This is a genomic window from Paenibacillus sp. J5C2022, from assembly GCF_025567625.1.
Classification (GTDB): domain Bacteria; phylum Bacillota; class Bacilli; order Paenibacillales; family Paenibacillaceae; genus Pristimantibacillus.
Genome location: NZ_JAOQJC010000020.1, coordinates 19187 through 32295 on the forward strand (window position 1 = coordinate 19187; position 13109 = coordinate 32295).

The window sequence follows — 13109 nt, forward strand, 5'->3', positions numbered from 1 at the left end:
ATGCTGATCAAGTCAGAAGAAGGAGGGAACAAGGGATTGAAGTTATGGCGCAAACTTTGGAGACAGCGAGTATTGTTTTTGTTTATGCTGCCAGGTGCGGCTGCAGTTCTGGTTTTTGCTTATGCGCCAATGATCGGGCTAGTCATTGCATTTCAGGATTATCGGGTAACGGACGGTTTTCTAAGCGGCGATTTTGCAGGATTGGAGCATTTCCGCACCTTTTTGTCGGACCCGGAGTTTTTTAATGCGCTGCGCAATACGCTTGTGATGGGCGGATTGATGATTTTATTTGGCTTTCCGGCTCCGATCGTGCTGGCGCTCATGATTGACGCCGTCAGGAAAACAAAGGCGAAGCGGCTCATTCAATCCATCACGTATTTGCCGCATTTTATTACATGGGTGTTCATATCCAGCCTTGTCTACCGCTTGCTGGAATCCGAGAGCGGGATTGTCAATTTACTGCTCATGGAGCTCGGCTTGCCCGCGGTAAATTTCATGCAAAATCCGGATTACTTCTGGGGCATTCTCGTCGTCACATCCATCTGGCAAAGCGTGGGATGGAATACGATTATTTATCTGGCTGCAATTACGAGCATCGATCCCGAGCTTCACAGCGCAGCCATGGTTGACGGAGCAAGCAGATTCCAGCGGATGATATCCATTACGCTTCCTTGCATCATGCCGACCGTCGCCATATTGTTCGTCTTGTCGCTGGGTTCGCTGTTCACCGTTAATTTTGAAGCCGTTTTCAATTTGATGAACGGATTTGTCCAGTCCAAGGCGGATGTTATCGATACGTACATTTATCGCACCGGTGTACAGATGGCCAATTTCTCCTACGCTACGGCTATCGGATTCGCAAGATCGATTATAACGGCAACACTGGTCGTTATTGGTTACATCATATCGAACAAAATAAACGAGACGCGCTTACTGGGTTAGGAGGTAACTATGGAGACTTACTCGCGGGGAGAGAAAGCGTTTTCTTTCGTCAATTATTTGCTGCTCGCCATACTGTGCGTCGTCATGATGTATCCGTTTTTCTACGTCTTTCTTTATTCCATAAGCGACAGCGTTGCCGCATCCGGAAGAACGCTTACCTTCTTCCCGGTAAAGCCGACGCTCTACAATTATAAAGTCGTGCTGACGAACAGCGGCATTATGAATGCGTTTTATATTTCTGTAGCCCGTACGCTCGTCGGCACTCTGGCGCATGTCATCGTAACGACCATGGTCGCATATGCGCTGTCCAAGCCTTATCTGGTCGCAAGAAAGACGCTGTTTGTCTTTTTCATGATCCCTATGTTTTTTAGCGGAGGACTGCTCCCCTTCTATGTAGTCGTTGTAAAGCTGGGGCTTTCCAACAGCTTCTGGGTGTACATTCTGCCCGCATTGTTCACCACCTTCAATATGCTTCTGGCGAAAGTGTTCTTCGATCAAATTCCCAAGTCGCTGGAAGAATCGGCCAGCATTGACGGGGCGGGACCGGGAAGAATATTCTTCCAGATAATATTGCCCTCCAGCTTGCCGATATTGGCTACCTTGTCGATCTTCGCAGGGGTTGCCCAATGGAATTCCTGGTTCGATGCTCTCCTGTTCGTGACGAAGCAGGATCTGCTGCCGGTTCAGACGCTGCTGTACAAGATTATATTGGAATCGCAGGCGTCAACGGTGGAGCAGATTATGAGAATGTCGCAGACGGATCAGCAGACGACGATTTCATCCGAATCGATCAAGATGACAACGTTGATGGTGTCAACGCTGCCTATTCTATTCATCTATCCGTTCATGCAGCGTTATTTCGTGAAGGGCATGATGCTGGGAGCAGTGAAAGGTTAGTCATATATGGAACAAATCAACCAATTGGAGGTCATAATGCTATGAAAATGCGCAGTGTTAGCTTATTGATTGTTGTGATCCTGCTTGTCATGTCCGTCGCATCAGCTTGCTCGAACAGCAGCAACGAGCCGGGAAACAGCCAATCCTCTTCCGGCAATAATCAAGGGAAAGCAAGCGGCGACGGCAATAAGGAAGAAGGCGAGAAGGAACTGCCGCTGCTTGAATACACGTTCCTGGATACGGTGCATCCGACCGCTCCGTTCGGCTACAACAATCCCAACGATGTCGTTACGCCCGTCGTAGAAGAGAAATTCAACATTCAAGTGAAGGATGTCATCTTCTCTGCCGGCACGAGCCCGGTCGAGCGAATCAACATGCTCATCGCGGCGGGCAACTTGCCCGATGTCGTATTGGCGGATAACCCCAACTTGTCCGTGCTGTATGCGACAGGTGCATTCGAGGATTTGACGCCTTATAAGGACCTGCTTGTCAATATGGATAAGTTCGTATCCGATACCGGATGGAATATGCTGACCCAAGACGGCAAGCTGATTGCGCTTCCGACGAATGCGATGCCAGACCAGTCCAATCCGGAAGTGAAAGCGCTGATGGAAGGGGATATTCATTACCGTTCCCCATACGCCCAGAACTTGTTCGTAAGAGAAGATATATTGGAGAAGCTGGGTTATCAATTTAAAGGGGTGCAGGAGCTTCAAGCGGAGCTGGACGAGAACCCGCGTCAGCTGACTTATGAAGATCTGGTGCTGGACCCTCCTGTGGACACGCCGGAAAAATTCGAGAAGCTGTTGTACGACATTAAAGCGCTTGATCTGAAGGAGAACGGCAAGTCGGTCATTCCGCTGGAGCTGCCGGATTGGGGAGCCTACCATCTGAGCCAGATCTATGCGCCGACCGGAGGCTTCTATGCCAACCCTCAATCGGGAGAGGTGTCGGGATGGATTCATAATCCGTACATGAAGGATTATTATGCCAAGCTTCGCCAATGGTTCAAGGACGGCATTCTGGACAAGGATTATCTGATCCAGAAGCCGGAGCAGCTTCAGGAGAAAACCGCTTCGGGACGCGTGGCCGTTACCTTCTTCACACCAGATTGGCCGGGGGCGAGGGGGAATATGAAAGCGATTAATCCAGACTATGAGATGAGGCCGATTCCGTGGCCGAAGTCGCAATATGAGCTGGAGACAGGCAATCCTTCTTATATTGACGCCGCTTATCCTGCAGGTTTCTCCAACATTTTGATCAAGAAGGGCTTTAAAGACATTGAACGGTTGTTGAAATACTTCGATTGGTTCCAGACAGAGGAAGCGATGGAGCTGACGGCATGGGGACCGGCCAGTGCGGAGCTGTATGAAGAGAAGGACGGCAAGCGCATGTTCAAGGATGAGGAGCTGCTTGCTTCCCTGAACGGCGATGTCGTGGAGCCCGGCACACGGAATGCGGAGTATTATGGCATCAATAACACGAGCAAGGCATTCCTGACTGCTCCTGCGACGTTCTACAACAACAAGCTGTACAGAAAGTCGCCGCCAAAGTTCGACGCGTGGGGAGACTTGCGAATCGAGGCTGGCAAGAGCAAGCTGAGTCCGGATGGAACGGTATTGCCTTCCAGCGGCATTGAATCCAATAAGACGTCGCAATATTACTGGAATACCTTCCGCACGACGAAAACCGCACAGCTGCTTATGACCAAAGATGAGACGCAGTTTAATACGATGTGGGACGATCTTCTGACGGAATTCAATGAGAAGGGCGGCTATGAGGCGGCGATCGAAGAGATGAAGCCTTTCTTCAAAATTTCGCTTGGCAAGTGATGCTGGCGATGGCAAATGATCGTGCTCCGCTTATTCCGCTTTCATAAATGAGTAGATTGGAGATGGTAAAATGTCTGTGCGTATCGGCAAATATGCAAAGTGGATGTTATCAGCAGCAATGGCTGGCTTGCTTATGGTTGGGAACGGAAATGGGACTGTCAATGATGCCGCGGCCGTGGCGAATGCACCGCAAATCGGCATTTGGTACAGCACTTGGTATGCGAAGGAAGGTTCTTACTTCTGGGCGCAATCGCTGGGAGCAGGCTCCTCCAATCAACTCGTGGGAGATGTGAGCGGCGACGGGAAGTCGGATGCCGTCACCTTCGATAACAGCAGCGGAGGCTGGTACGCCGCGTTATCGGACGGGGACGGATTCGGTTCACCGTCGGCATGGATCGCTGGACATGGGACGGGGTCCCATGCCCAGTTCCTTGCGGATGTGAACGGCGACGGGAAGGATGATGCCATCGTATACTTCCAGCAAGACGGCAGCTGGTGGGCGGCGCTGTCGAACGGCAGCGGATTCAACGCGTATTCCCGGTGGACGGTCGGACATGGCGCGGGCTCATCACAACAACTGATGGCGGATGTGAACGGTGATGGGAAAGACGATGCCGTCGTCTATTTCGAGCAGACGGGAGAGTGGTGGGTGTCATTGTCTAACGGAAGCAGCTTCAGCGGCATGTCCCGCTGGATAACCGGACACGGCAGCGGTTCGCACAGCCGTCTGTTGGCGGATGTGAACGGAGACGGGAAGGACGATGCGATCGTGTACTTCGGCGATACGGGGGAATGGTGGGCAGCCCTGTCGAACGGCAGCGGCTTCTCGGCTTACACGCAATGGTCCAGCGGGTTCGGAGCTGGCGCCGAAGCGGTCTTCGCCGGAGATGTGAACGGCGATGGGAAAGCGGATGCCGTTGTCTATCAAGAGGACAGCAGTCCTGCCGGCAATTGGTATAAGGCGGAATCGACAGGGGGGAGCTTTACGCCATCCGGCACAGTATGGAAGTATCGCCACGGTGCCGGTTCATCGCGGCAATGGCTGGCTGATATTTATGGAAGCGGCATGGAGGCGCCGGTTGCGTTCGCTGGCGCGACGGGATTGTGGAAAGCGATGCCTGCGGACGATTACTATTTCAAGCCGAACCTGCTGAATACATGGGAAGGCGGGCTTCTGCCGAATAGCAGGCCGATCAAGTATTTGCCTCGAACAGGCGGCAGCTATAATACTTACGATAGCGGCGATCCCGCGGTGATTGACGAGCATCTGGCCATGCTGGCAGCTGCGGGAATTGACTTCCTGCTGCTGGATGAGACCAATGGAATCAATGTTGATAACGGTTACATCAAGGAGAGAGCGGTAGCCCTTGCCCAGCGGATAGCCGTCTGGAATTCTGATCCCGCCAACCGGAAAATACGGTATGCCATTGCCATCGGCGCAATGCAGACATCGCATCAGCCGGCTACGATGGAAGGGGAGAGCGCGATCGTATGGAATGAATTTGCCAATCATCCTGTATATGGCGGCGATCATTACTACCATTTGAACGGCAAGCCGTTAATCGTATCCTACGCCGAATACACCGACCGAGTACAGTGGGAGCAATGGACGGGCGACAAGTCCGCTTCGGACGCGTTCACGGTCAGATGGATACAGGGCAAGGTGCCTTGGGAAGCCGGCTCCGCTTATGAGAACACGCCTCCGGCAAGCGACTACGGTCTCTATATGGGGTGGAGCTATCCGCAAGGATCACTTCCGAATTCCGACGTTATGGTCGTTATGCCGGGACAGAACAACAATGTCGGATATACGATATCCAGAACATACAACGGCGTTAGAGGCGGATTTTACAGTCAGTTGGGGTGGGATCGCGTTCTGCAGGAGGACCCTGGCATTGTCGTGATCAATTCATTCAACGAATTTGCGGAAGAGACGGCGATACAGCCGGCGGATACGAGCCAGCTTGACGCGCCAAGCGAGAAGTGGCTGAATGCACAAGGGGCATTGGACGCGGATATGTATTGGGATATGACAGTGCAGTATATCAATAGCTGGTTAACATCTTCACCATAATGTTTTGAATGATACGGATGAAGCGGGGAGGATTTACGATGGTCAAGTCTTTCGTCATAGCTTTATGCTGTTGCATATTCACATTTTGCATCGATGGGACCGGGAGAGGAGAGAATGTTGTGCAAGCAGCGGCATTTCCGGAAGTGAAAGAGGATGGGGCGTTCCGGCCTCAGATTGGGATATGGTATACCGTCTGGTGGGACGATAAAGCGCCATACGACGAGCATTGGGAGGAATGGACGCGGTATAAGCCGGTGCTCGGCGACTATGCGTCGGACGATCCCGACGTTATACGCAAGCATATGGAATGGATCAAGTCTGCGGGAATCGATTATATCATATTGGATGATACGAACAGCCACTTCGCAGACAATGGGAACATTGCGCACAACATTGAAGCGATATTCGATGTGGTGGAAAGCATGGAGGAAGGAACAGCGCCGCAGATCTGCTTCGCGATCGGAGCGGGCCAGTATGCGGCGGGCAGCCTGGAGGCGCATATGGCAGAGGTTAATCTGATCTACGAGGATTATGCTCACCGACCTTCCTACTATCATTGGAAAGGCAAGCCGCTGCTTATCGACTACACGACGACGGAATGGTTCTACAAGTGGGATGACGACAGGTTCACCGTCCGCTGGGCAACGGGCTCCGCATCTGAAGGGGTGCATGTCGCTCCGGAGACGGGCCTGTGGGGATGGGTGTTCGATCAATATGTGCCAAGCACGGAGGTGTTCGGCGTTATGCCGGGTTGGGATACGGCCCATCAAGGCCGCAGCACTGTCCCGATTGACCGCGATAACGGTGATTACTATATAAGGATGTGGACGGAAGCCGTCAAGCGAAATCCGGAGATGATCGTCATCTCTTCCTTCAACGATCATGCGGAAGAGACAGGCATCGAAGCCATCTCACCTCGCAACGAGACTGCCGAGCCTTGGGTGGACGCTTACGGGAACGAGACTCCGGACTGGTATGAGCAGATTACGAAGGGATATGCCAGCTTGCGCAGCGGCTTCCTCGAAGGATACTACTATCGGGTTGAAGGGAAGCGGCAGTTGTATCAATTCATGGACGGCGAGATGGTGAAGCGGAAGGAGCGGCCCGCAGGCAAGCCAGTCATCGTCATTCCCGCTCAATACTTTACGGGAAAGCCTTATGAGGAGAAGCGCGAGAATAAAAATAACAAGGTTGTAATCGATGTATTCCAGACATGGGTGGATGATTTTAAAGGATTACGTGACGGCTGGAGCTACGGAACGACGCTGGAAGACGGGCAACGGGCCGAAGGGCTGATGAACGGCGCGGAATTCAAGGAAATAACGAGACCTGACTTGTCTCCCATGTTCGAACAGCTGGAAGAAGAGAACGATCGCATCGAGCGAAAGGGCTTCAAAGTGCATCCCGCTTGGTTGAATGTGCCCGGTTGGGCAGAAGGGACAGTCCAATTGGATTTGCCGCAGGAGAACAAGCTGTCTCTGGAATATTATCCCGGAAAGGTGAATAACGCCAGCGACGGCATTACGTCAGCAATCGTTGTGGACGGCAACGAATTGGATGTACAGTGGATAACCGGCGAAGCGGGTTGGAAGGAGAAGGTAAAGATCGACTTGTCGGCGTATGCAGGCAAGAGCATTCAACTTACGTTCAAGGTCGGTTGGGGCAAGGAGATGTTGGGGGATGATGCAACGACGGCCTTTGATTCCTTTCTCATCGGGGACCCTGTAATCGTGACAAGGTGAGGATTATGAACAATGTGGACAACAATGATCAAGACAATCGGTTGATAGCGGAGATTAAGCCATTCGGCGGGGTTCCTACTATGTTCATCAATGGAATCCCCCGGGATGTCCATGCCTATATGTCTTATTTCGACGAGCGCGCCTGTTATCGGGCCTTCTCGGATGCGGGGGTCAATTTGTTCTCTGTCCCGGTCTATTTCGCGGGAAGAGGCATTAACTCGGATAGCGGCATCGGCCCATTCCGTCAAGGGCTATGGGACAATCCCGAAGGACTTTGCTTCGAACCGCTGGATCAAGATATGGAGAGACTGCTGAAGGCCGTGCCGGAAGCTTATGTGTTCCCTCGCATTCATATGGATATGCCGCATTGGTGGGATGAACGGTATCCTGAAGAGCTGAACGCGCTGCTGGACGGGGATACAAGGCGTCAGTCGTTCTCATCCTTGCGGTGGCTGAATGATGCGGGCTGGGCCTTGCAAGAGACAGTGTCTTACTTGCGGCAAAAGTATGGGGCTCATCTGATCGGCATTCATATTTGTGCAGGAGGCACGGAGGAATGGGCCTATCACGGCTGGCCCTATGCGGATTTCGGCCAGCCGGCCAGCCGGGCTTTCCGGGAGCGAATGAGAAGCCAAGGCGCTGCGGAAGCGATGGAGCTTCCCGACGGTGTGCTGGAGCTGGCCAGAAGGTCGGAACGGAACGAAGGAGAAGTGTTTCTTGATCCTTCAAGCGAGGAGCTGCTTATGCATTATCGGCGATTTTTGAGCGAGGCGGCCGGCGATGCGATCGTGCACTTCAGCCGTCTGGTGAAGCGGCAGGTCAACAATGAGCTGCTGGTAGGCGTATTCTATGGCTACGCACTGGAGATAACAGATGCGAGAGCAGGCCATCACAATATGGCCAAGTTATTGCATGAAGAGGCAATCGACTTCTTCTGCAGTCCCAACAGCTATCTAGGCGTCAGACAGCCCGGCATTGACTGGCCTTATATGTCCGCAGCGCACTCTATCTGGCTGCATGGGAAGATGCTCTGGACGGAGTGCGACACGAGAACGTGTCTGACCAAGCCGCTGAAGGAGGCGCGTCCCGACATCTGCCCTCCAGGCATGTATGAAGGCGGCGTATGGAAGGGGCCTGAATCCATGGCGGTGACGAAGAGCCTGCTGCTGAAAAACTTCGGAAAATGTCTGGCGGAGGGCTCCGGCATGTGGTGGTTCGACATGTGGGGCGGCTGGTACGACCATCCGGAAATCATGCAGCTCATGGCACGATTCTCATCCGTAGGCAATGGGGCGTTAACGTTAGACAGCCGCGCCTCGACGGCGGAAGTTGCCGTCATTGTGGATGAGCGATCTTTTGCCTGGACGAGGCCGGAGTCGGCCGTAACGTACGCCTGGACTTATCGGCAAAGACTGGGGCTCGGCTCGATAGGAGCCCCTTATCATGTATACGATGTATCGGATTTGTCCAGACTGCAGAATCGGCCTTATAAGCTGTATGTGATGCTTAATGTTGCCGTCTATTCGCCGGAGCTTGATCGGTTGGCAGAAGGATTACGCGAGAGAGGCGGCTCCATTTGCTGGACGTATGCGCCAGGCATTGTATCAGGCACCGCACTTGACATTTCGACAATTAGGAAGTTAACTGGTTTTAAGGCAATCAAGCTTCAAGCGGAGAAGCTGAAGTTAGTCGTGGAAGTTGATGGTGAAAGCGTTTCCTACGGTGTTGAGGAGCATGTGTCTCCTATTCTGGCGATAAGCGACGAGTCTGCGACAGCGCTTGGCAAGCTGGCCGGAACTGACTATTGCGGACTGGCGATGAAGCGCATCGGCAAGAGCTTATCCTATTATTCTGTTGCTCCAGACCTCCCTTCATCAGTGCTGCGCACCGTCGCTGCGAGAGCGGGAGTTCATCTTTACACGGATACGGAGGATGTCGTCTATGCCAATACACATTTCTTGTGCGTGCATGCGGCATCGGCAGGCGTAAAGATCATTACATTGCCCGATCCCCGAATCGTACGTGACGCGATGACGGGTGAATACATGATGGATGGAAGGAGGTGCGCCTCGTTCTCTATCCACATGGCCCAATACGAGACGATACTGTTCCAATTGCTAACACACATGTGACAGGAGGGCGTTTATGGAGCCGTACAAGCTGTTGATCGTGGACGATTTTTTCGTGGAGAGAGAGTGCGTGAAGGACATTGTCGAGCAATCTTCGCTGGATGTGGCAATTATCGGTGAGACAAGCAACGGGGCGGATGCGCTTGAATTTATTCGGCAAGTACAGCCCGACTTCGTCCTGACGGACATTGAGATGCCTTTTATGAACGGATTGCAACTGGCAGAGCATATTAATCGGCTCTATCCGTCGATTCATATTATTTTTTTCACATTCTATCATAAGTTCGAATATGCGAAGCAAGCCGTTCAGCTAGGCGCGGCTTCCTTCATTATGAAGCCGATCGTGGAGGAGGAATTCCTCACCGAGCTGGACCGCATCATTGAGCTTCGCAAGCGGCAGCAGGAGAGTGAGGCGGAGGAGTACCGGCTGAAGCAGCTGTTGGCGGAGAGCTTGCCGCTAATGGCAACCAAGTGGACGAAAGAACTGTTCATGGGCTTGCATAAGGCGCTGGACGAGAAGTGGCTGTGGGATTGTGTGCAATATTACCGCTTCCCGCTGCAGCGAGGCATGTATGTCGTATTGGCAGTGGAGATGAATGGAGTGGAGACATGCTTGTCCGACATGTCGATTGAACAGCGTGAGTTGTTCAAGCTGAGATGGGAAGATTGGCTCGCAGAGCTGCTTGGCTCTGCTTCTTTCCTTTGGTGCGAGACAAGCGAAGGGCAATGGGCGGTGCTGCTGTCCTTCAACCCCGAAGTGGAATCGGATCAAGCGCTGGAGGAGAGCTACAAGACAGCCGAAGATATAATGGTGCGGTTCGAAAGGGAGAATCTAAGCGTATCGATCGGGATTAGCGAGCCTATCGCCCTGCTGGCGGAGGTAGATAGGAAGTACGAGCAAGCGAAGAGGGCGCTGAGGCATAAATTTCATGTTGGCCGTGGAGTGATGATAAGCGCATCGGAAGTGGAAGAGACGGATGCTTTATGGGAAGACGATGCAGGCCTGTTGTCCGTCATCCGTAGGGATATGCAGAAGCTGCTGTTTGCCGATGATTCCCCCGATGCGGCCAGTTACCTGGAGAACTGGTTTCCCGCCAATCGGATATTGTCGCAAGCGGCGGCTTGCAATCTATGCTATGCCGCCGCACTTTACGGACAGCAGCTGATAAGCGAATGGAATGAGGATTTGTCGTCACAATTTAGCGCAAGCAAGCTCCCTTGGGACAAGATGTTGCGATTCGAGAGCTTGGCTGAGGCGAAGGATTGGCTCATTCAATATTTGCTGGACGCCCGTTCCTTCATTCAACAGCGAAGCGTAGCGCAGACCGTTATTATTGCCAACAAGGTGAAATCATTGATTAGTGAACGCTACGCTGGAACCGTAACGGTGAAAGAAATATCCGAGGAGCTGCACTACAGCCCGAATTACGTGAACAACGTGTTCAAAGGGGAGACGGGAGAGACGATTCTGGAGTACTTAACCCGCTTCAGAATCGAGCAAGCGAAGAAGCTTCTGCTGGAGACAGATCGCAAAATTCATGATATTACGCTCGCAGTCGGCTATCATCACGAGACGTATTTCCGCAATGTGTTCAGGCAGTATACGGGAATGTCCCCGAAGGAGTATCGCGAGAAGATGGGCGGTTCGCAGAATAGAGGCCATATCCATGCTAATTAGGCTGATGAACTGGTTTCAAAACTTAAGCCTTAAGCAGAAATTGATCATTGCCTTTACGCCTCTCATCAGCATGGTTGTGCTGGGATCGGGACTGGTCATTTATCAAATCGCCAAAAACCGCCTTGAAAGCATGAGCGAGCAGCTGCTGCAGCAAAATTTGGTTCAGACGGCTTCCTTGATCGATTACAGGCTCGATTCCTATCTGCTGAAATCCAAAATCATCTTTGCCAATCCTTCTCTGCAGGCTCTGCTCAAAGAACAGCATGGCGATTTCTATAGCCTGTATAATGCCTATATGAATGTCATGGGCGTGCTGGAGCCGGTATTGTCCGAGATGACGTATTCATCATCCTCCGAATCCACTGCAGGGAACGAAATGCTGAATGTCACGATGTATGTGCATAATGAGACTTTGGCGAAGGATAGCGGACTGCTGCGCAATATCGGGGAAGTCGAAGGGCAACAGTGGCTTCGCGAGCTGCGCCTCTCTCCCGATAAGCATCAGTGGCGCTGGCTTTACGAAGAAAGCGGAAGACGCTACATCTCGATCGATCATCTTCTAATATCGTTCAGCGATCTGAAGGAACTGGGCGTTCTGACTATCAACATACCGGAAGAAGTATTTCAGAAAATATTGCAGACCAGCAATGAGGACACGAGGGCAGAGCTTGTGCTGGCAGGCGATACTGAGGCTATGCTTAGAGGCGGTTCCGGCTCAGGTGAAGCATGGTCCGGCAACGTGGTGGAGCGGCTGAGAAGCGATAACCAGCTTGGGCATCATGTGAAGAAGACGTGGATAGACGGGACGCCGTTTTTCATTGCCTCGGTAAAGTCTGAAGTAACGGGGTGGGACGTCGTAGCCATGATGCCTTACGCCATTATTACGGATCAGCTTAAACCGATCGGACTTGTTGTCACGATCATTTTAACGCTGAGCTTGGTGCTGTGCTTTGTTACAATTCTCTTTATCGCACATTTGTCCACAAGAAGGCTGCATCGTATGACTCGTAAGATGAACCGTATCCAATCCAACTGGAACGAACCGCTTCCGCTTATCCCCGGTCATGATGATATTGGCCAATTGGACAGTGCCTTGAACCAGCTGGTGGAATCGTTGAAGACGATGAGCGAGGAACGGATTCAACTGCAGCTGCAGAAATCACTGCTCCAGGTGGAACTGCTGCAGGCGCAAATTAATCCCCATCTGCTCTACAATACGTTGGCTACAATCCGATGGAAAGCGAAGAGAGCTGGAGCGGAGGAAATTAGCGGCGTCACGGAGGCGTTGATCCGGTTTTTCAAGCACTTTCTGAATCGCGGAGAGAATATGACGACCATTGGCAGCGAATTGACGATGATCAAGGAATATACGAAAATTCTCCGCTTTACTTATCATTTCGATTTCCACGAAGATATTCAAGTTGCAGAGGAATTATTAGCATGTAAAATTCCTCATCTGCTGCTGCAGCCATTTGTTGAAAATGCGATTGTTCACGGATTGCGGCCTAAGAAGGGACAGGGACACGTCAAGGTGCATGGAAGGAAGGTCGACAACGCTATTCAGTTCCTCATTGAGGATGACGGTATTGGAATAGGGGAGGAGCAAAAGAGACGCATCAATGATGCAGTGCCGGATAAAGGCGGTCATAGCGGCTACGGGCTCGTGAATGTTCGCAAGCGTATTCAGCTGTGCTGGGGCGATCATTACGGTTTTGCCATTGAAAGCCGATCAGGGGCCGGTACGCGGATTACCTTGAGAATTCCTCTTCCATCCACATCGTTAACGCAGTCAGAGCCCGGGGCATAGCATACCCG

General features: G+C 52.1%; 8 protein-coding genes. All 8 read left to right on the top strand.

The genetic code is table 11. The features are described 5' to 3' along the window. The first annotated feature begins 36 nt into the window (after positions 1-36). The 8 genes from M6D81_RS16860 (at position 37) to M6D81_RS16895 (ending at position 13101) form a co-directional block, all read left to right on the top strand. On the top strand, positions 37-942 hold the full coding sequence (locus M6D81_RS16860; RefSeq protein ID WP_262678086.1) for an ABC transporter permease: 906 nt from the start codon (positions 37-39) through the stop codon (positions 940-942). A gap of 9 nt (positions 943-951) precedes the next feature. Then, positions 952-1839 (top strand): carbohydrate ABC transporter permease, encoded by an 888-nt coding sequence (locus tag M6D81_RS16865; protein WP_262678087.1) that lies wholly within the window; start codon positions 952-954, stop codon positions 1837-1839. A gap of 41 nt (positions 1840-1880) precedes the next feature. Beyond that, complete coding sequence (locus M6D81_RS16870) at positions 1881-3671, top strand: type 2 periplasmic-binding domain-containing protein (protein WP_262678088.1); 1791 nt, start codon at positions 1881-1883, stop codon at positions 3669-3671. 70 nt (positions 3672-3741) lie between these two features. After that, positions 3742-5745: an FG-GAP-like repeat-containing protein gene (locus tag M6D81_RS16875; RefSeq protein WP_262678089.1), complete on the top strand. Its 2004-nt coding sequence runs from the start codon at positions 3742-3744 to the stop codon at positions 5743-5745. 119 nt (positions 5746-5864) lie between these two features. After that, positions 5865-7487, top strand: a complete 1623-nt coding sequence (locus tag M6D81_RS16880; protein ID WP_262678090.1) for a glycoside hydrolase family 71/99 protein — start codon at positions 5865-5867, stop codon at positions 7485-7487. A gap of 5 nt (positions 7488-7492) precedes the next feature. After that, the gene (locus M6D81_RS16885) at positions 7493-9619 is read left to right on the top strand and encodes a hypothetical protein (protein WP_262678091.1); all 2127 of its coding nucleotides are present in this window, start codon (positions 7493-7495) and stop codon (positions 9617-9619) included. Positions 9620-9632: 13 nt separating this feature from the next. Further along, positions 9633-11294, top strand: coding sequence for a response regulator (locus M6D81_RS16890; RefSeq protein WP_262678092.1), 1662 nt, complete (start codon positions 9633-9635; stop codon positions 11292-11294). Further along, positions 11284-13101: a sensor histidine kinase gene (locus M6D81_RS16895; protein ID WP_262678093.1), complete on the top strand. Its 1818-nt coding sequence runs from the start codon at positions 11284-11286 to the stop codon at positions 13099-13101. Before M6D81_RS16890 ends, M6D81_RS16895 begins: the two co-directional genes overlap by 11 nt. Positions 13102-13109 lie beyond the last annotated feature (8 nt).